At 34.5% G+C, this 22,292-nt stretch carries 15 protein-coding genes; 11 read left to right on the plus strand and 4 right to left on the minus strand.

The window, feature by feature from the left end; genetic code table 11:
- The first annotated feature begins 2 nt into the window (after window positions 1–2).
- The 10 genes from J2Z81_RS07120 to J2Z81_RS07165 all read left to right on the plus strand — a co-directional run bounded on the left by J2Z81_RS07120 (window position 3) and on the right by J2Z81_RS07165 (window position 18,006).
- Complete coding sequence (locus J2Z81_RS07120) at window positions 3–767, plus strand: DUF4391 domain-containing protein (RefSeq protein WP_226371008.1); 765 nt, start codon at window positions 3–5, stop codon at window positions 765–767.
- On the plus strand, window positions 768–2,690 hold the full coding sequence (locus J2Z81_RS07125) for a site-specific DNA-methyltransferase (protein ID WP_226371009.1): 1,923 nt from the start codon (window positions 768–770) through the stop codon (window positions 2,688–2,690). It abuts the gene before it with no gap.
- 13 nt (window positions 2,691–2,703) lie between these two features.
- A complete protein-coding gene (locus tag J2Z81_RS07130) occupies window positions 2,704–5,661 on the plus strand; it encodes a type III restriction-modification system endonuclease (RefSeq protein WP_226371010.1) in 2,958 nt (985 codons plus the stop codon).
- 124 nt (window positions 5,662–5,785) lie between these two features.
- Complete coding sequence (locus tag J2Z81_RS07135) at window positions 5,786–6,910, plus strand: SIR2 family protein (protein ID WP_226371011.1); 1,125 nt, start codon at window positions 5,786–5,788, stop codon at window positions 6,908–6,910.
- Window positions 6,903–8,759, plus strand: coding sequence for an ATP-binding protein (locus tag J2Z81_RS07140; protein ID WP_226371012.1), 1,857 nt, complete (start codon window positions 6,903–6,905; stop codon window positions 8,757–8,759). The genes J2Z81_RS07135 and J2Z81_RS07140 overlap by 8 nt, the downstream gene beginning before the upstream one ends.
- A gap of 192 nt (window positions 8,760–8,951) precedes the next feature.
- Window positions 8,952–12,533, plus strand: coding sequence for an ATP-dependent DNA helicase (locus J2Z81_RS07145; protein ID WP_226371013.1), 3,582 nt, complete (start codon window positions 8,952–8,954; stop codon window positions 12,531–12,533).
- A gap of 296 nt (window positions 12,534–12,829) precedes the next feature.
- Entirely contained in the window at window positions 12,830–13,948 is a 1,119-nt protein-coding gene (locus tag J2Z81_RS07150) for a hypothetical protein (protein WP_226371014.1), read from the plus strand.
- 299 nt (window positions 13,949–14,247) lie between these two features.
- Window positions 14,248–14,937, plus strand: a complete 690-nt coding sequence (locus tag J2Z81_RS07155) for an acetylglutamate semialdehyde dehydrogenase (protein ID WP_102416202.1) — start codon at window positions 14,248–14,250, stop codon at window positions 14,935–14,937.
- Between the two features lie 316 nt (window positions 14,938–15,253).
- Window positions 15,254–16,807, plus strand: coding sequence for a malate:quinone oxidoreductase (locus tag J2Z81_RS07160; RefSeq protein WP_226371015.1), 1,554 nt, complete (start codon window positions 15,254–15,256; stop codon window positions 16,805–16,807).
- A gap of 359 nt (window positions 16,808–17,166) precedes the next feature.
- The gene (locus J2Z81_RS07165; RefSeq protein ID WP_029267612.1) at window positions 17,167–18,006 is read left to right on the plus strand and encodes a YitT family protein; all 840 of its coding nucleotides are present in this window, start codon (window positions 17,167–17,169) and stop codon (window positions 18,004–18,006) included.
- 207 nt (window positions 18,007–18,213) lie between these two features.
- On the opposite strand, the gene J2Z81_RS07170 is transcribed toward J2Z81_RS07165, so the two are convergent.
- Entirely contained in the window at window positions 18,214–19,098 is an 885-nt protein-coding gene (locus J2Z81_RS07170; protein WP_226371016.1) for a fructose bisphosphate aldolase, read from the minus strand.
- Window positions 19,099–19,470: 372 nt separating this feature from the next.
- On the opposite strand from J2Z81_RS07170, the gene J2Z81_RS07175 reads away from it, so the two are divergent.
- Window positions 19,471–20,130 (plus strand): SDR family oxidoreductase, encoded by a 660-nt coding sequence (locus J2Z81_RS07175; RefSeq protein ID WP_226371017.1) that lies wholly within the window; start codon window positions 19,471–19,473, stop codon window positions 20,128–20,130.
- A 311-nt stretch (window positions 20,131–20,441) separates the two neighbouring features.
- Here the strand turns inward: J2Z81_RS07175 and J2Z81_RS07180 are convergent, their stop codons facing one another.
- The 3 genes from J2Z81_RS07180 to J2Z81_RS07190 all read right to left on the minus strand — a co-directional run bounded on the left by J2Z81_RS07180 (window position 20,442) and on the right by J2Z81_RS07190 (window position 22,195).
- A complete protein-coding gene (locus J2Z81_RS07180; protein WP_198020905.1) occupies window positions 20,442–20,735 on the minus strand; it encodes a hypothetical protein in 294 nt (97 codons plus the stop codon).
- A gap of 152 nt (window positions 20,736–20,887) precedes the next feature.
- Window positions 20,888–21,589: a DUF2306 domain-containing protein gene (locus J2Z81_RS07185; protein ID WP_226371018.1), complete on the minus strand. Its 702-nt coding sequence runs from the start codon at window positions 21,587–21,589 to the stop codon at window positions 20,888–20,890.
- A gap of 60 nt (window positions 21,590–21,649) precedes the next feature.
- The gene (locus J2Z81_RS07190; RefSeq protein ID WP_226371019.1) at window positions 21,650–22,195 is read right to left on the minus strand and encodes a PadR family transcriptional regulator; all 546 of its coding nucleotides are present in this window, start codon (window positions 22,193–22,195) and stop codon (window positions 21,650–21,652) included.
- Window positions 22,196–22,292: the final 97 nt, after the last annotated feature.

Genomic DNA, 22,292 nt, shown 5'->3' on the forward strand with positions numbered 1-22,292 from the left:
TAGTGCGTGATCAAATAATTAGCTTTTTTCAAATGCCCCAAAAAACAATCTTTAATCGTAAAATAGCAAAAAAGCAATTTCATGAACAAGGGCAATTAAAGGCTGCTGAAAAAGAGTTATTTACAACTGAAATAGAGAGCATCTATTTGCTTAGCATCTGTAAACAGGACACACTAAATGTACCAAAGTTTGTTAATAGTGATAGGCGCTATGAAGAGATTTATTGGCTATTAGCATCGTTTAAATCTACAAAGCGATTTGAAAGAATGATAAATATTTTTCATAAAGTTATGCCCAATCCAATTGTAGTTTTAGCAACAGATGATAATGAGAATCTCAGTGTTAGTACAGCTCACAAAAGGCTTAATCAAAATGATGAAACTAAGGTAGTTGTAGAAAATGTTACTAATTCACCTTGGATTAATTTAACGGATGAAGGTGAAGCGGTTCAACGCTTTATAGGTAGGATCAATTTTAACAACTTATCGTATAGTAATCTTTATAGTTTTTACGATAGTGTGAATTCTGCTATTAGGATGAGTTCATTAATTGAGCAAATACAAAAATATCCCAATATAGGGGTGTCATCAGATGAACTAATACCTTTAATAGATTCATTGGAGGATACCAATAGGAATATTAATCAACTTCAGGAGTTACAAAAGGAACAGCTTGACTTCGGAGAAAAGATGGAACTTCATATGAAGATAAAAAAATATAAACAAGAAGAAGATCGGGTATTAATTCGAATTAAGGAGTTGTGTTAAATGGAAAAGCTTGATGGAAAAACGTTAGATGTAGAAAAGGCTAATATTGAAATAATGAAAGAGTTATTCCCTGATATTTTTACAGAGGGAAAAATTGATATGGACAAGTTCATGTTAACTCTTGGTGAGCATGTTGAAAAAGATAAAGAACGTTATGAGCTTACATGGAATGGCAAAATTGAGGCTATTAAACTTGCGCAGAAGCAAACTACAGGAACTTTACTCCCTTGTAAAGGAGATAGTTCTAACTGGGATACAACAGAAAACCTTTATATTGAAGGCGATAATCTAGAGGTCTTACGTGTCCTACAAAATTCATATCGAAATAAAGTAAAGATGATTTATATTGATCCCCCATACAATACAGGGAAAGACTTTGTGTACAAAGATGATTTTAGTGATAATGTAAAAAGCTATAAAGAACGAGTAAAAGAAAATATGAAGTCTAATTCAGAAACTAACGGTCGGTTTCACTCTGATTGGTTAAATATGATGTATCCAAGGTTAAAAATCGCAAAAAATTTACTAAAGTCCGACGGGGTAATATTTATTAGTATCGATGATAAGGAATATGCAAATCTATACAAAATATGCAATGAGATTTATGGAGAAGAAAATTTTATTGGTAATCTTATTTTTAAAACAGCAACTGATAATAATGCAACTCAAATTAATACTGAACATGAATATATATTATGTTATGCAAAGAATAGGTCTGAGCAACCAAAGTGGTTTGCTAAAAGTGAGGCAGCTGAGAAAATCCAAGAAAAGTATATTCAATTAAAGAAGAAATTGGGTAATAATCCAAGTGAAATTCAGATAGAGTTGAGACAATGGATAAGAGAGAATAAGGATAATTTACCTCAAGTAACTCATTACGATAATGTTGATGAAAAAGGTGTGTTTCATGATGGTGATATTGCCAACACAAAATTTGGTGGGTATAAATATGAAATATTGCATCCTATTACAAAAAAGGCATGTAAGGTACCTGAAAAAGGATTTAGATTTCCAAAAGATACAATGATTAGAATGATAAATAACAACGATATAATGTTTGGAGAAGATGAAACAACACTTATTAAACCTAAAAAAAGAATTGAAAGTGTGAAAGATATTTTAAGATCAGTAATTTATGAAGATGGACGTGCTTCAACAAAATTACTCGAGAATCTATTGTGTAGAGGCATTTTCCAGAACCCTAAGTCCCCTACTATAATAGAAAAACTAATTTCTTTCACAACCGATCATAATGATATAGTATTAGATTTTTTCTCGGGATCAGGTACAACAGCTCATTCAGTTATGAACATAAATAGGAAAGAAGGTTCTAAGAGAAAGTTTATAATGGTTCAATTACCAGAAGTGATTGATATAGATGATAAAGAGCAAAAGATAGCATTTGAATTCTTGACGGAAATTGGTAAACCAACCAACATAAGTGAAATAGGTAAAGAGCGCATTAGAAGAGCAGGGACGCAGATATTAAGTGAAACCGGGAAATCTACTAATTCAGACTTAGATGTTGGCTTTAGGGTTTTTAAACTAGATGAAACGAATTTACATGTTTGGGATGAAGAATCCCTAGATTTAGAAAAAGATTTGTTAGATATGATTGATCCGGTTAAAGAAGGTCGTACTCAAGAGGATGTTGTTTATGAGGTGTTACTAAAGTATGGAATAAATTTGACAGCACCTATTGAGAAAAAAGAAATTGCAGGTAAAACAGTTTATGATGTTGGTATAGGTTATCTATTAATTTGCCTGGAACGTAATCTTTCTCTAGATATCATTGAAAAAATAGCAAAATTAAATCCAGCTCGTGTTGTATTTTACGACGAGGGATTTAAAGATGACACCGTTCGAACTAATGCACAGCAAATTTTGAAAAGACATAAAGTGGAAGATATTCGTGTTATCTAAGGAGGTGTCCGTAATGAAAATTAAATTTGATAAACAACAGTATCAAATAGATGCAGTTAATTCAATAGTAGATATTTTTAAAGGACAATCAGTAAAAGTTTCTAACTTCTCTGTTGGTGCGGGACATATCTTAGGGCAGCAGCAAACTGAATTAGGTATTGGAAATAAACTCGAACTCTCGGAACAAGAAGTATTAGAAAATATCCAAAAGATCCAAGTGCAGAACCATCTAAAAAAGAGCGCAGCCATCCAAGATTGGAATTTTACTGTAGAAATGGAAACAGGTACAGGAAAAACATATGTCTACACTCGTAGCATTTTTGAGTTAAATAAAAAATATGGTTTCTCGAAATTTGTGATTGTAGTACCAAGTGTTGCTATCCGTGAAGGGGTATACAAATCATTTCAAATGACCGCCGATCATTTTAATGAATTATATCCGGGGCAGTATTGCCATTATTTTATCTATGATTCGTCCAAACTAGAAAGAGTCCGAGAGTATGCAACTAGTAACAATATTGAAGTTATGATAATGAACATTGATGCGTTTAAGAAAAATGAAAACTTGATTAATCAAGAACGGGATACCATGAATGGGAAGCGGCCGATTGAATTTATACAAGAAACAAATCCAATAGTTATAATCGACGAACCTCAAAGTGTAGATAATACTGATAAGGCTAAGGAAGCAATAGCATCACTTAATCCATTATGTAAATTACGTTATTCAGCAACCCATAGAGAAACATACAACCTAATGTATAAATTGGATCCAGTAGATGCCTATGAGAAACGACTGGTTAAGAAAATCGAGGTACTCTCCGTAAATTCGGATGATGATTATAATGATCCATATATAAAACTAATAAATGTAGCAAACAAAAGCGGATATAAAGCTACCATAGAACTAGATGAAAAAAAGAAAAATGGAACGGTTAATCGTGTTCGTAAACAAATAGATCCAAACAAAAAGAACAATCTTTTCTTATTATCAGGTGAACGTGATTTATATCATGGATATGTATTAGCAGGAATTGACTGCTACCCCGGAAATGAGTCCATAGAGTTCGAAAATGGTAGAGTACTTGGTCTAGGTGATGTGATTGGTGGAATGGATGGCGATCTACTAAAGAGATACCAAATCCGGGAAACTATTCGAACTCATCTAGATAAAGAGCTTAAATTAGTTTATAAGGGAATAAAAGTACTTAGCTTGTTCTTTATCGATAAGGTTGCAAACTATCGGGCTTATAATGATGACGGTACTTGGGGCCATGGAAAATACGCCCAAATGTTTGAAGAAGAATACATGAGCCTGGTAAAGCTTCCAAAATATCAAACATTGTTTAAAGAGGATAGTTATCTTACAAACTTCGATGTATCAGAAGTTCATGGGGGATATTTCTCCCAGGATAAAAAAGGACGTTTTAAAGATAGTAGAACTACAAAAGATGGCTCACTTCGTTCTAATAAAGATGATGAATCATTTTTTGAGCTAATTATGAAGAAGAAAGAGGAGCTATTGAGTTTCGAGACACCACTTCGTTTTATCTTTTCTCATTCGGCTTTAAAAGAAGGATGGGACAACCCAAACGTATTTCAAATTTGTACGTTGGTTGAAACAAAAGATACATTTACAAAGCGTCAGAAAATTGGACGGGGTCTCCGATTACCAGTGAATAATGAGGGCCGGCGAGTATATGATGAAAATGACAATATTTTAACTGTGGTTGCTAATGAATCTTATGAAGAGTTTGCTGATTCCTTGCAAAAGGAAATGGAAGAAGAAACAGGAGTTAAATTTGGGTATATTACTCAGCAAGTATTTGCTCCTATTACTTATAAGGATGAAAATGATAAGGAACAGACACTAGGATATGAAAAGTCAGAAAAGATGTTTAAATATCTACTAGAAAAGAATTATATTGATAAAAAAGGTAAAGTAAAGGAATCTTTAAAGCAGGACTTAGCAAATGAAAAATTCAATGTACCGGAAGAGTTTAAATCGATTAAAGAGGATGTAGAACGGGTTATTAAGAAATCGATTAAGAAGCTTCCAGTATTTAATGGAAAAGACAAAATAAACATCGGATTAAATAAAGAAGTATTGCTTGGTGATGAATTTAAACAGTTGTGGGACAAGATTAAGTTTAAAACAACTTATTCAGTCGATTTGGATAGTGAAAAACTGATAAACGAAAGTGTTTCAGAAATTAAAAAGTTAGATCCTTTTAGATCTAGAAAGGTAAAAAGAGAAAATGCTCTTCTTAAGGTTGAGCAATCTGGGGTTACAGGCGAAGGTCGAACAATGCGAGTATATGAGGCGTTAGAGGAAGAACGCAGACTGCCAGATATTTTACGCTACCTTCAAGAGCAAACGAATCTGAAACGACGAACTCTAGTGGATATATTAATAAAGTCTGAACGTCTGAAGGATTTTAAAAAGAACCCACAAGCATTTATGGAAGCAGTAATGAAAATAATTAATCGCGAAAAGCGGAAACTTATTATTGATGGTATTAAATACGAAAGAATTGGTGATCACGAGTACTACGAGCAATCACTATTTGAAAATGAAGAGCTCGTTGGATATATGAAAGCAAATGCTGTTCAGGTTGATAATGCTAAATCTGTCTATAACTATATTAAGTATGATTCAGAGACAGAAAAAGCATTTGCTGAAAAGCTTAATAACGATGAAGATGTAAAGCTATTTATTAAACTACCAGGGTCGTTTGTCATTGATACGCCTTTAGGAAACTATAATCCCGATTGGGCTATCCTAATTGAAAAAGATGGAGTAGAGAAGCTATTCTTCGTCATCGAAACAAAAGGAAGCACAGATCAAGAAGATCTTAGATTGCGTGAGGATGGAAAGATAACTTGTGGTCGTAAACACTTTGCAGCGCTTGAGAATGGTGTTAAGTATGATGTGGCTAATAGTTATGAGCAATTGAAAGAAAACGTCTAACTTTGAGTATTTACAACTAGATATACCTTATAACCCCCTAATAGTAGTAATTTAAGCTTAAATACTAGGTAGGGGGTTTTTTAACACATTAAAGGCATTTATACGATTAAGGGGGAATAGAAAAATGTCTCATGTACCAGAGAGCTTATATCATTATCAAGGTGATCAGGATATTATAGAAGGATTGTCTATTAATGAACAAAAGAAGGTAATTAGTTCCTTTATAAAAAAACAATTATTAACTAATAACTTAAATTTCCTGTTGGGTTCTGGATGTTCTTTTTCTGCAATACCTTCAATGGGAGATACTTTTAAGGGAATAAAGCCAGAATTGAAAAAAGCCGCTATGGGTAAATATAATGATGAAGAAAATGATGATATTGAGGATTACTTAAATTGGTTAAATACTGCTATAACATTCTTAGAGGAATCAAATGGATCAAAAGAAACTATTAAAGATTATCATTATAATTTTTTAATGACCAAGGATGCCCTTGTTAAAAGTATTAAAATTGACTACGAAGCAAATAAGAGTGTTATGGATTTGTATATAGACTTTTATAACGAGATATTCTCCGTCAGAGGTAACAAGGATTATACACCGGTAAATATATTTACTACCAACTATGATTTATTCAATGAGATAGCATTAGAAAAATTGAATATCAGATATACTAATGGCTTCAGGGGAACTATAAATAGAGTTTTCGACCCTTCTGAATTTAATTATAGATTAGTAGATGATATGAATCGTTACAAGGATAAATGGAGTATTGTCCGGAAGTTTGTAAAATTGTATAAAGTTCATGGGTCGATAGATTGGTTTTATGATTTGGGTACTCAAAAAGTGATGCAAGAGTCTAATTCTAATCATGATACACAAAACGTTTTAATATATCCCACAATCGACAAACATATTGAAACACAACAAACTCCCTATTCTGAATTATTTAGGGAATTTACTATTAATCTTCAAAAATCTAATAGTACTTTAATAGTTTTAGGTTATGGTTTCCCGGATCAACATATTAACCAGCTTATGTCACAAGCACTAAGCAATGAGGACTTTACTTTAATTGTCTTTGCTAATCTTGGTGAAGATAAAATAAAAGCTTTTTGCGATAAACATAAAGATATAAAAAATATTCATATTATAGGTGGCTGTTTTTCTGAAGGCACTTCTTTTAATGATGGACATCATTTTGATAACATCATTAGATATATGAAAGGTGTTGGTATCGATGACTAAACATGCATTCGGTGTAATCACTAAAGTTTTTTTCAATAAAATTGTAATAGAAGTTCCTGACACCACATTAATTCAGCATAATTATTTAGGGGATTTGTATACATTAAATGGATTAAACGATTTCGTAACAATATATAAGAGCGGATCTAACAAGTATATATACCAAATTATCGGATTGTATGAACAAGAAAAGCCTTTAAATGAGGAAGAACAGTCAAAATTCAGCCAAAAAGCTTATTTCGAAGCTGCACCTGTCGGAGAAATATTACATGATAGTTTTGAGTATGGTTTGTCTACGTTTCCCGTTATTGGAGAGGAGGCTTATTTAACTAATGTTAATGATATAAACACCATGTTACTGTTATCCGATAACAAAATGTCGATTATGCTAGGAAAACTATCCACTCAAGATATAATTCCTAAGATTAGCGTAGATAGTATTTTAACCAATCATATGAGTGTGCTAGGAAATACTGGTTCTGGTAAATCTACTACAGTTAGAAAACTACTAAATGAGATAGCGGAACTCAAGAGGAATCCGAAGATTGATATTTCTAAAGCAAATTTCATTATTTTTGATGTTCATGGTGAATATACAGAGTTACCATCAGGGATGACAAATTCAAAGAAAATAAATGATATTTCTATAAATCTAGAGAATTTAACAATAGAGGATTGGTTTAATTTACTCCAACCTTCGCACGCTACACAAAGGCCTGTTTTACTAAATGCATTAAAATTAGCCAATCATCTCGCTTCAAATGATAATGATGTTTTATGGATTAAAGCTTATTGTGCATTGGAATTGTTTAATAACCAGTCAACCGATGCTGTTCCTAAAAGAGCTAAAATAAAAGGTTTATTGGAAGGGATAGATTCGGAAAAAATTAATGAATGTCTAACTTATTATGATGCCCAGTATGGAAATTTCAGACCACAAACTTATGATGAACAATTTAGAAGCGAAGTTAAAGCTTATGTTAAAGGTAAAACGGGTTATGAATATGAAGATGTGCACTCATATTTGATTAGTTGTTTAGAAGTAACTGAATGTAAAACTAAGACTATTAAAGATTTAAAATTAGCAGTGGATTTAGTGCTGCTTTTAGAGGAAGCTAAGGGCAATAGTCAAATAAGAACTTTTTGCTCAACCTTAATGACGCGAATAGACAGCTTAGACGCTACATACTCTGATAACCTTTTTTCCGTGGATTTTACTAGACAAGCAGAATTGGAAGACATGTTGTTAACTAAAAAGACTTTTACAGTATTCGATTGCTCTTTTATTGATGATGATGTTCTATTATTTTTCACAAGTTATATACTAAGAAATATTTTTAATAAACAACTTGACTATAAATTAGAAACGGGAAGAATTACTAAAAGCTATAATTTCATATTTGATGAAGCTCATAAATATATATCAGAAAAGTATGAGGATAATATTGTAGATTACTCTAAGATGTTTAGAACGGTTGCAAAGGAGGGGAGGAAGTTTGGTGTTTTCTTAATTTTATCTAGCCAAAGGCCAGGAGAACTTTCTAAAACAGTATTATCACAATGTAATAATTTTATTTTACATAGAATACGAAATAATATAGATCTAGATCAAATGAGAAAAAGTATTCCATATTTAAACGATGGCCAATTAAATAGACTATCCTTTTTAAGAACAGGTGTGGCATTAATAGTTGGCGACTCTTTCGCTATTCCTATGGAAGTAATAATAGATGGGGAAGAATTTGGTGAACCATCGAAAACTGTATTACCGTCAGAAATATGGATAAAAGATGCACAAACCGATTCAGTAGAGTCTCTTGAGGTTGAAGAGTTAGTATCAGAAAAATAGAAGTTGTATTACCCTTTTGTAACTGATATTTCAAGTGCTGTTTTAACCATATATGATAAAGAGAAACGGGCTTGTATCTTCTTTCTCCGGTAGAAGTGGGCGAACCGTGCCCTGTATGGAAATTTTTAATTTTAAGAAGAGAGTAGTTGCTTGACATGTAAAAAGGAAAATATAAGTATAGGAGGACGCTACATGCATCTTACTGTAAGAATGGCTTGGCATGATAATAATTGGAATGGACGAATATGTCTAAATCCTGAAGCGAATACATATTGTGTAGGCACTCATTCATTATTAGCCGATCGTATAGCTACAAATCGAGATACCGCATTAGAAATGGAACATAAGGGTGAGGAAGTCCAGGAGATTTCAACTAATTATACTGTACCTTGTTACTGGTCTATCAATGCCTTTTCAAAAAACACATTTGATATAAGACATAGTCATGCCTTTCATGGTATCAATCAGACCATAAAGGAAACGGTTAAACCATATTCTATTTTTACTTGGCCTTTTAAACTGTCATTTGTTCATAGCAAGAAAAATAAAGATTTGTATGGAAATTACCCTCCCGATTTAGAAACGCGAGTTGAAAACTTCTTAAACAAGTTTGAGTCGAAAAAGTCGATTATCTTCTTTTATTCTAACTACGATAATCCTGTTTCGGGAGATGATATGCAGTATTTACTATTGGGGTGCTCCGTTATTGCTGATAAACCTGTTCCATCACATTTCCCTTTTACCGAAGAAGAGTTAGCTTCTTGGCGAGCAAAGAATGATAATATGAAATACTTCCCTAGCATTAACTGGGCACTTCAGTTTTCTCATCTTTTCGAAGAACACGGTGTATTACTCCCATATAAAGATTATTTGAAATATGTTGAGGAAAATCCGGATGATGAAGAGAAGCTGAACGATATGAAGGTGACGATTGATGAGCCAGCAATAATTTCTTCATTCAAATATGTTGCAATGGATATCGATGATGATAAATGTTTGTACTTACTTTATAAGATGAGAAAATCAATTCTAAAGATACAAGAGCATGGCTTTATAGCAGATTCTGAACAGACGGCGATCCAGTTGGAAAAGATAAACAATTTAATTCAAATGACATGGAAAAAAAGAGGGCTATATCCATCTCTAAAACACATTTTTAACTACTTCGATATGGAAAGCAATGCAATAAATAAAGTTGTTAATTGGGTAGAAGAAAATAAGGGTTTACAAAAGTTACTTACTAGTTTGGAAGAGGATGAAGTTCCAGAGGAATTAGAAGGGTATAGTGATGAGTTATTTGATGTTTATGATCAACGGTTATTTAGGAAAAACATAAACCTAATAAAGACATTGTCATTACTACAACTAACATACTATCAAATTAACAAAATATTAGATCAAAAAGAATCTGTTTTAGGTCTAGCAAACAATCCATATTTGTTATATGAACAGTACATTGCAGATGAAAATGACTTAGATGAACCAGACTTACAAGACGAGCCTATTGATTTATATAAAATTGATATAGGCCTTATTCCTGATAAAAAATTTGTAAAGCGTGATAGAAAGTTACAAAATATAAATTTTGATAGTCCAGAGCGACTAAGAGCAGTGATTATCCATCACTTAAATAGGATTGGTGAAAAGAACGGTGATTGTTATGATAGTGCCATCAACATAGTTGAAGCATTAAAGCAATATCCACTATTTTATAAAAATGATATCAAGCTTGATGAACAATCCATATTAAAACTAGATCAAGATTATAGAGATCACTTTATAGAAAGATTATATGTGGAAAAAGCCGAAGATATCTATTACTACTATTTACTTGAAACAAAGAAAGCAGAGAAGCTGCTTAAAGTTGTATTTAATGATTTAACTAGTAGAGTGAACCATCAAGTTAATTTAGATTTTAAGTCCTATATAGAAGAGAGTATAGAGAAGTTAAAGGGTGTTAATGAAGAATTATTTAGGAATGAAAGAAATAAACTTTACAATTATGTGTTTAAAAAATCTTTGTATCTACTAACGGGAAAAGCAGGTTCTGGCAAAACCCAAGAAACAACAAATATTATCTATACCTTAGCACATAAACTTGGTGAACAAACCGTAGTCCTTGCACCGACAGGGAAAGCAGCACTTAGGTTGGATGAGAAGATTAAGAATTCTTTTCCAGATCTCCGGGTAAGTCCACAGACAATCGATCGATTTATATTTCAGCACCAATTTGGGGACATAATCATTAATGATGACTATTCACGGATTTTCTTAATTAGAGAAGAAGATAAGGTTGATGTAGAAAATATCATTATTGATGAATCTTCAATGATTGACCTATTTAAATTAACATTATTATTCTCAATTATTCGCCTTGAAAAAGTAAAAAGAGTCATATTAGTAGGTGACCCTTTTCAATTACCACCTATTGGTTTCGGAAAACCATTCCGTGATTTTATTGATTATATTTTCGATAATACATCTTTGAAGCAGGAACACTTTATAAGGTTACAAAGTAATTGTCGAATGGTAGCACAAAATCGCAATAACCAAGCTAACAGAAATTTAGAACTAGCAGAAATTTACACAGATAATGGGAAATTTTATGAGGAAATCCTTGAAGAGGTTGACCATGATAAGTTTGAGTCAGATACATTAGCTGTTAGAAAATGGAAAACCCAAGAGGAGCTTAAACTAGTCATCCAACAATCCTTGGAGTCAATTCTTGTTAAGGAAGACGAGGCTCGTTCATCAGCGATGAATAGTGACTTTGGATTGTATCTCGATTCAGGATATGTTCAGAAAAATAACCCAAAAACAATAAGTTTAGATCATTTACAGATAATAAGTCCATATCGTGCAGGGCATTATGGTACTCTTTCCATGAATAAATTTATCCAGACTAATTGGAGAAAAGAAAACCCAATATATTGGCCTCCTTCTTCATTTGTTAATGGTGATAAAATTATTCGTTTAAATAATTGGTATAAAAATAGAAAACTAACCCTATCAAACGGTTCTATAGGTTTGGTTACATTCCATGATAGAGGGTGGAAAAAACGCTATTTCTTTAAAGAGTTAGAAAAGCCACTTTATTATATTGATGATGAAGAAAATTTTGATCTTGCCTATGCAATCTCTGTTCACAAATCACAGGGAAGTGATTTTGATTATTTATTCTTTATCTTGCCAAGGAAATACGGATTACTTTCGAAAGAACTTGTATACACCGGGTTAACTAGGGCAAGAAAAAAATTGTTTTTATTTGTTCAGGAAGATGGAGAAGAAAGTTTATTATTAACTGCTAAGAGCCGTTCAGCAATAGATAACAGGCACACATCAATTTTTAATGTTCCTGAAGATGTAAATAAAAAGTTTCAACCTAAAAAAGGAGACTATGTAAAGTCTAAAGTGGAATACATCATTTATAAGTCGTTAGAAAAAAGTGGTCTTACCTTCAAATATGAAGAGAAACTAGAGTTGCCACACAAGGAATACGACATTAAACCAGATTTTACTATACACCTTGCCGATGGTACCACTTATTATTGGGAACATCTTGGAATGTTGGATAACAGATCCTATGTAAATAACTGGCATATAAGGAAAGAAGACTATGAAAAACTGGGCTTATGTAATCATCTTATTACAACGGACGATATGGATGGCATTAAGGAAGAGAAAATAACGAAAATAATTGAAGATATAAAAGCAAAAAGTTTAATACAATCAACTGCAAGCAAGCTCTCCATGCATCATTATGGTCTTAGATAAAGAATTATGAAGGGTGAAAGAGATAGATATCAATTAAAATATAATTAGTGTCATTTACTGTAGAATAAGTATTGATCTATTATCTGCAGTGCAATCAGTGATTATGATGATTGAACTGTAGATATATTATCTTATTTCAAATATTTGCGTCAAGGGTAAAAAGATACGTTTTTATTAAATAAATAAAGGGTTTTTTAATTTTTTGTCGAATAATACATATTAATTAATTATCTAAATTGTATTATGTGCAAATGTAGTACTTTTGTTTTAATATTATTGAAAGTGGGTAGAATTAATTGATAGATAATCTAGAACAATATAATGAATTTTTAACTACTACAATAAAAGAAACTTACCCTAAATACGCCCAAAGAAAAATCCTAAAAGAATTAGAGAGGGACAGAATTGTACATTTAAAAAGTAATCAAAATGCAACTTTATTCGATGATCAAAATATAGTCAATTTGGTTGATGTTCCTGATGATGAAAAATTGCCGAGAGCAATACAAGAAAACCAAAAAGCAATTGGCTATATTGAAAAAACAGAATTCCGAAAATCATACAAGTATGCAGTGGTCTTCTCGGTTAGCAACTTTGAAGAAGATGAAATTAATCAACTCTTAGAAAATAAGCTAATGCAAGACTTTGATGATGAAGGGCATGGATTTGATAAGCTATTTGATCCTGATAAAGACATCGAAGTAATACCGACAAAGACTGATATAGATGATAATGTAGTTATTTTGAAATTCAGTAAGCTATTCACTGGATACCTCCCTTCTAATGGTGCAAAAAAACAAATAAAGTATCCAATACTTGCAATATATTATAAAACATTAGATGTCCTTGAAATTCGATTCGATCCAATTAAAGGTTATTTTAAGCAAGATGAATATTTTTATCACAAACAAATCCAATTTGTGTTAGAGTGGTTTAATGAGAATTTGAGTTGTGAATTAGACGATATTAACCTTCCTCCAATTATTGAGTATATATGTAACTTAGATGAAGAAGATGTTAATGTACATTCTCAGGCAATGAGTCTAAAAAGCGGAGGAAAAGCAGTTTTAGATACAGGTGTTAATGAAAATTATGTCTTACCGCTCTTGGGAGAATTAAAGGAACTCATTAAAGCAAATGAAGAGTTATTTAATGAAAACCATGAAATTAAAAATTTAATCGAGAATTTCATTCTAGAGACTGAAGAAACATCTGACCTACCGTGGATTTCATTAGTTTGGAAGGATTCAAATTCAAAAGGAACTGTTGTAAAGTTCAATCATAACTATATGAATCAGGGGTATACTCTACTTCAATATTATGGACTCCAAACAGAAATGGAGAGGATGAATAATGTTACAGAGTACATTATCAAGCATAAGGGAGATCTTGAAAGCGAAGGCAAAACTCAGTAATGAAAAAACTGAGGAATTGTTATCAATACTATCCATGTATAATGAAAAGGATATAATTTATCCTGGAGTACTAATAAGGAAATTAAATATCTCAATGAAAGAAACTTATTCCTTGTTGGAGAAAATTAAAGAGGACGGTCATTTGTCTCTTAATTATGAGATGTATTGTTTTTCGTGTAATCAATTTACCGGTGATATCTTTCAAACTATAGGTCAGATTCCTGAGGAGATCTTCTGTGAGAGCTGTGGAGAGGAACTTACTCCTATAGATAATAGTATAGCTATATATAAGGTGAAATATGTCAAATAAACCGGGATATACACCAAAAGAATTGCTATTACAAGTGTTTGATACAAATGAAAAACGTTATAAAGAAATAACGAGATTAGACGAAAAAGAGATGTCTCAGTATAAGGAATATCTAGCAAGATTTAATGAAACCCATGATGAGTCTAATAATTTTAGTACAGTTGAAAAGGGAAAATCATTAGAAAGCTTAGTGGGATTTTTGCTAGCCCGATCTGCAGTTTTTGAAGTTCATCAAAATTTGCGTAATAGTACAAATGAAATTGATCAGTTATTGATATTAAACTCCAAAGGTAATTATTTCAAAAATGAAGGTTTACTTAATTTACCAGGAGAGCATTTCTTATCAGAGTGTAAAAATTATCAGGGTAAAATTGGTGTTACATGGATAGGTAAACTTTATTCATTAATAGAGTCTACTAACTCTCAAATAGGATTGATATTTTCTTATCACGGAATTACAGGTGATGGATGGAAAGATGCAACGGGTTTAGTTAAGAAACTGTATCTTAGAAGAGAGGATATCAATAAAAAGGTTTATATACTAGATTTTAATATAAAAGATTTTAACTCTATCTTGGATGGACATAGTATCTTAGAATTAATTGATGCAAAAGTAAAGTCTTTAAAATTCGATACGGATCTTTCTAGGTTCATAGAAAAACATCCAGCAGAAGAATAGAAAGGGTAGCCGTCATAAGCGATAGCTACCCTTTTTTGTGTTTATATTTTCTACCTATTTTACCCTACAAACCGGTACGGTGAACCTTACCATAAATAGCTGCAAAAAAATCTGTAACCTCTTATTAAAATAAAAAGAGTCTTACTTCTGTTAAATTTATTTTCCCAAGACTGAACACCTGTCCCCCCTGTTTTTCGGACAGCTTTGGGTGTATAATAGGAAATGAACGTTTTATCAGAAAATGATATATTATAAAGTAGGTTCTAAATAATAAAGAAAAGATGTGTAACTGGCTTGTGTTCTGACTTGTTAAGGAATGAGCAAGAACAGTTGCATCCTTTCTGCAAATCTTATCGTAAGGAAGGTAATTATGAGTAACAGACATACGACATCAGACGTTATCTTAATTGGCGCTGGGATCATGAGCGCGACTTTGGGATCTTTGCTAAAGGAATTGGCACCAGATTGGAAGATTACGGTATTTGAAAAGCTTGACAAAGCAGGGGAGGAAAGCTCTAATGAGTGGAATAATGCAGGAACAGGACATTCTGCATTGTGTGAGCTTAACTACACACCCGAAAAACCGGATGGGTCGATCGACATTAGCAAAGCCCTAAAAATTAACGAACAATTTCAGCTGTCAAAGCAATTCTGGTCATATCTTGTAAACAGTCGACAGATGAGTAACCCGCAGGATTTTATCAGGCCGTTGCCTCATATGAGTTTGGTGCACGGGGAAGATAATGTAGCGTTTTTGAAAAAACGCTTTGAAGTACTGTCCAAAAATCCCCTCTTCCAAGGCATGGAATTTTCGGAAGATCCGGAAAAACTGAAGGAATGGATTCCGCTTATTATGGAAGGCCGCACGTCAAATGGATCAATGGCAGCAACAAAAATGGATGCTGGAACGGATGTTAACTTTGGAGCATTGACGCGTAAATTGTTAGATCACTTAAAGAGTCAAGATGTTAGTATCAGGTACAATCATACGGTGGAGGATATCAAACGTACGGAGGACGGCTCTTGGGAAGTGAAAGTACGGAATTTTGAACGCGGTACCCTTGAATATCATACTGCAAAATTCGTCTTTGTCGGTGCTGGTGGAGGAGCCCTGCCATTACTGCAAAAAACAGAAATTCCAGAAAGTAAGCATATTGGCGGATTCCCTGTAAGCGGATTATTCCTGGTATGTAATAATCCAGAAGTAGCAGAGCAACACCATGCAAAAGTATACGGTAAGGCTAAAGTTGGTGCGCCGCCAATGTCTGTTCCGCATCTTGACACACGATATATTGATGGCAAAAAAACATTACTTTTTGGACCTTTTGCCGGATTTTCACCAAAATTTCTAAAAGCAGGTTCCAATATGGACTTATTAGGGTCTGTGAAACCAAATAATGTTTTCACCATGTTAGCGTCAGGAGCAAAAAATATTCCATTAACCAAATACTTGGTCCAGCAGCTTATGTTATCAAAAGAGCAACGGATTGAAGAGTTGCGGGAATTCATTCCAAACGCTAAAAGTGAAGATTGGGGTACCGTCGTTGCGGGACAACGTGTACAAGTTATTAAAGATACGGAAGCAGGAAAAGGTACACTTCAATTTGGTACAGAGCTTATTACAGGGGCTGAAGGTTCAGTCGCTGCATTGCTTGGCGCTTCTCCAGGTGCATCTACTGCTGTTCACGTTATGCTTGATTTGCTCAACAGATGCTTCCCACAATATATGGAAGCATGGGAGCCGAAAATAAAAGAAATAATTCCATCTTATGGTAAGTCATTAGTAGACAATCCAGCACTTATTCAAGAAATTCATACTACAACAGCACGAGCGCTTGGTCTGAGCGAAAACTTACAAACAGCAGAGTAAGGCATATCATAAGAATAAACCTATATTACTATTACAGCATTCAAGCTCTGCTATTCTATTAAAAGGACTTCTCACTTTTGTGAGGAGTCTTTTTTCGTCCTTGCGAGCGGTAAACGTTTTCACTGTCAAAGACGCCAGTTAAAAAGATGCGTTGAACCGCATTATAAATAGTCCTAGATAAAGTTAGTACATATCCCGCTCTAAAAAACTTGCGTATCATAACATTGCACTGTAAAATCATCCTAAGTTAGCTCAACTAACATCAACCGGAAAGATAAAATGATCATGTTTTATTTTCTTCACAAAGAATGAATAAGCCGGCTAACGATGAAAATTATAAAGGAGAGGGGCTGCGAGAGATGGGGAAATTATTAAAGGACATTACATTTATTACCATTGGGTCACTGTTATATGCATTAGCGCTAACCTTCTTAGTTATCCCAAACAACCTGGCTGATGGTGGTCTGGCGGGGGCATCTGTCATCCTGCACTATGCTTTCGGCTGGTCACCTGGCATTGTGAACTTTACTTTAGCATCCATTGTTCTATTGATTGGTTATCGCGTTTTGCCTAAACGCAACATACTTCTGACAGTGCTCACCGCACCACTCATTTCTTTTTTCATTTATATAACCGAAAGCAGTGTGGAACCACTTGGCGACCCGCTCGTCTCCGCTATATTTGCCGGTTTTTTTAGTGGTGTCGGCACAGGTTTGATTTTTCGTACGGGCAGTTCCATGGGTGGAACGAGTGTGATTGCCCGAATGCTCCATCACAACCTGGATTGGGATTTGACACGGACGAATTTTACGCTTGATGCTTGTGTTGTGTTATCCGGTCTATTTATCATCGGTCCATTAAATACGATGTATACGATTATTCTATTATTCATTGGCAAAAAGTCAACAGATGTCGTTATGGAAGGACTTGACTCTCGAAAAGCAGTCAGTGTAATCTCTGCCCGTGCTCCTGAAATCACGGATGTCGTTATGCAACAAATGAATACAAGTGCCACGGTGTTTAAAGGCTACGGGGGATATTTAAAAGAAGAAGCTGATATGTCCTATATCATCATTAGCAAATATCAGCTCTTGAAACTCAAGCGTATTATTAATTCTGTTGACGATAAAGCTTTTGTCGTTATCCATGATGTGCGCGATGTTTTCGGCGGCAGTTTTTCCTGGTCAAAAAAATCGTAATGATGGAGGAACTTTAGACAGTCGTAGAGTACCTGTGTACTTCATGATTCAAAACGATTGATAGAAGGTAGAACGAAGCTGGGAACTGTTAAAGATCATTTACAATGAGAAAGAGCAAACGGACAATAAAACCGTTCGCTCTTTTTCACAATGCAAATAGATATTCAATTGTCTCCGTACATGGAAGACCTTTTATAACTACGCACCTTAAATTGAAGCCTCATAAATGGATTTAACTGCTTTTTGAAGCGCAGTATTAAATTCTTCATCTGTTTGGTTAACATTTAAATCTTGGCTTAAAGCTCTAGAGAAGCTAGCGATGAGGCCATTATTTTCTTTTAGCTTTGCATTCGCTTCGTCCGTGGAGTAACCACCGGAAAGTGCTACGACACGAATCACTTTTGGATGATCAATGAGCTCTTTGTATAAGTTTGTTTTCGTAGGAATGGTTAATTTTAACATGACATCTTCATTTTCACCTAAGTGATTCAGATGTTTTAGAATCTCTGCTTTTAATAAGTCTTCACATTTTTCTTTTTCAGGGCTATGAATATCAACTTCTGGTTCTATAATTGGAACAAGTTCTGCTGCTAGGATTTGTTTACCGATTTCGAATTGCTGATCAACCACAGCTTGAATGCCTTCCTCGTTGGCTTCTTTGATGACCGAACGCATTTTTGTACCAAAGATATGACGTTCGTTTGCACGTTTAAGTGTTTCGTCCAAGTCATTAATCGGCTTCATCATTTGAACACCATTGGACACCTCAGCAAGTCCTTTATCCACTTTTAGAAAAGGGACAACCCCTTTCTTTTCAGCCAAATAATCGCCTGTGTACAGACCTTCAATTTCGCGATCCATTGTTTGTTCAAAAAGAATAGCACCTAAAATAAAATCTGAATCAAAAGCAGGTGATGTAATAATACGTGTACGCATTTCATGCACTAAGTCAAACATTTCATCCTTGTTTGCATACGCATCTTCTGAGATACCGTAAGCAGCCAGTGCTTTTGGTGTACTGCCACCACTTTGATCGAGAGCAGCAATAAAGCCTTTTCCATTTTTGATTTTTTCAAATTGTTTTTGATTCATCATTCCACTCCTCTATCGTTATAGTGCTAGCTTTTTCAGCTTAGCATTTAATATGCATTAGAAAGTAAAGGAAGGAAGCATCCTTTACAAATTCATTTTAGCATTAAAAGGGGAAAGAATATAGTCAAATGTGCTTGATTTTGGAATGGTTCCTGCGCAGGGGATTTTAGTGTATATTTTAGCATTACAAAAATACATAATAAGTCCAAATCAATTATAAAGTAGCCAATATGTTATCACAAAGTGAATCTTGTAAAACATAAAAAATGGCTGGCCCCATGCTTATTTTGAACGGTAAATCTAGACAACTTCCTTCTTATCCCTTTATGATAGGGATAAGAGAATCACAATAGCTAGGTTTACAAAGAAAGGATGGATAAATTGAAAATTCTTGTAGTAGGGGCAAACGGCCAAATTGGAAGACATCTTGTATCATTTATTCAGGAAAATGATAGCTTAGAAGCAAAGGCAATGATCCGCAAGCAAGAGCAAGCCTCCTTTTTTGAAAATTTGGGTGCAGAAACGGTAGTGGCCGATCTGGAGCAAGACACCGAAGCGATTGCAAAGGCTGCTGAAGGAGTCGATGCAATCGTATTCGTAGCGGGTTCTGGTCCGCATACAGGAAAAGACAAAACCATTATGGTGGATTTGGATGGTGCCGTTAAAACAGTTGAGGCAGCAAAAATAGCTGGTGTGAAGCGATTTATCATGATTAGTTCGTTTGACACGACCCGTGCAGCGATTCAGGATGCTTCATCGTCCTTTGCGCCATATGTAGCAGCAAAGCATTATGCAGATGAATGGCTTAAGCGAACTGATTTAGATTATACGATTATACATCCTGGTAGGTTAACAAATGATAAAGGAACCAAAAAAGTAGAGGCAGCAACTGAAGTGGAAAGAAATGAAATTCCTAGAGAAGATGTAGCAAGTGTCATTGTTGCGAGTCTAGAAAATGAGAAAACGATTGGTAAGGAATTTCAGGTAGTGACTGGAGCAAAGTCTATTAAGGATGCAATCGATATCATTTAAGTGGTATTAAGAGGGCTGTTCTATGGTGAACAGTTCTTTTTTTGAGTAAACAATTATTTAGTTATTGGTCAGGCTATTGTCGGAGTTGACATATTAAAAGGGAGTATGGAGATATTAATATTAATCCAATGATTATTTGTTTAAGGAGATTCAGGGAATGGGGTGGATCTATAATAATAGAGGGATCCAAATACAGCAATTTCACCTCTAGTGATAACACAATTAGTAAAGAGCTTAGAAACGAAAAGTAGAGATTAGAGCCTCCTACATCATCATATGGGAGGCTCTAGAATCAAGCAATCGCATAAACATCAACCAAACACACGCCTTACAGTTTCTTCATATTCTAGAAAATAACCAGGTATATCCTCATCTGCTAAATCTGCATACATGTTTTCAATAATCGATACGTTATACCACTTTTGTTTTTCCTTTCCGGCATTAAAACTTTTCCAAACGGAATCGCCTTTTAGCTGGAAGTCTTTTTCAAGGTCTAATAGATTTTCTAATCGATCTGCAACAATTAAATACTTAAAGTGGAAAGTCGAGCCATAATATGTCCAACTCGCGCAACAAAGTGGGAAGTCGAGCCATAATATGTTCAACTCGGGCAAAAAGTAGGGAAGTTGAGCAATACAGAGAAGAACTCGCGCAATGACAGAGGAAAATTCACATCATAGCGGTAGTCGCTCATTCCAGGGAGGGAAGTCGAAGAACATCAAGCCTAACCTCAGCAGCTCTCCACTCCATTGTTTTTCTAATTACCTTCCGCCGGCTTACCATTTAGTTTTTTTGCATAATAGGTTGTAAATCCAATAATAAGCGGTACGATCATGATTGTTGGAATGAACCAGATGAATAAGCTGACGGAATCGACTCCTAGCAATCGTGGTGCCCCGAAAACGACAAAAGCTGTTATCGTAGCAATACAGCATGAAAGCATACCAACGATGTGCTCCACGATCCAGTGTGATTTGCGTTTCGGTGATGTAAGCCAGTATTGCAGTTGAGTCGCGCCTAGGAAGATGCCAACGACCGGGAAATATTGAAGCAGCGGAAAATGTATGATCCAGCCGTAAATGCTGATTGCAATGCCGGATGTAAGCAACAAAATAGGAAAAATGTAATCAATCGCCTGGCGATGGCTTCTTTTTCGTTTTTTATAACGGAGGACACGCAGACCATACCATGCAGTTGCTCCGCTGAGGATGGCAATAAATAGGAGGAACCATGAGAACGCAGTCGTATCCGGATCGTGACCTGGCTCCCATGTTAATCGGTAAACTCCCATGTACAGTGCAGTAATGGAAACGCTAGCCATTGCAAATACGTAAATCCAGCCGATTTGAGTATGGAGCTTTCCGCCTTTACGTGTAATAATGGGAAGCCAAAACACAAACAATGCCAGGAATCCACCGACGATATGCAGTAGGCGAGCAAATATAAATAATCCTTCCATGTAAAAACCTCCTTCTGATTTGGCACTAACTTTATTCATGCGCACGATCCCACGTCTCGTTTATCCTTTATTCATTTGTGTGGTGGTTGCGTGGCACCATTCAATTGCCGCCTTTGTCACGCGCTTTCCGTAATCTAAGGTAAACAGCCAGTATTTCGCGTCTGCCTGGTTTTGCTGTTGGTTTGCAATCATTTGTTCAATGTTTTGATAGGTCTGATAATTCTCCTCTAACTTCTCCCTGTAATTATTTATAAGCGATAAAGCATTTGTATTGGATTGATGGCGGCTGAAAAATAATTTAAGTAAAATTTCATTTTTTTCTACGGGTACTTGTTCGACTGGTTTTTGTAGCCAGTCTTTTAAGGTTTGTTTTCCTTTTGTAGTGAGGTAATATTCTTTTCTGCTTGGTTTCCCCTCCTCTGATAATGTATCAACAGTCGCAAGGCCTTCCTTTACAATTTGTTTTAGTGTTGGATAAATCTGGCCATAACTGATTTTCCAAAAGTGATTTAAACTTTGGTCCATGAGCTGTTTAATAGCATAGCCGGTTCTGCAACCTGTCGTTAATATTCCAAGAATTGCATAAGTTGTATGATTGTATTTCAAGTTGGTTCATCCCATTTCTGTATCTTTTTGATATGTATCATTTTGATATATGATACCATAGGTTTTTTATAAATAAAAGGGTGAATGAACATTTGCA

Origin of the sequence: Virgibacillus alimentarius (assembly GCF_017874635.1) — a bacterium.
GTDB lineage: Bacteria > Bacillota > Bacilli > Bacillales > Amphibacillaceae > Virgibacillus_B > Virgibacillus_B alimentarius.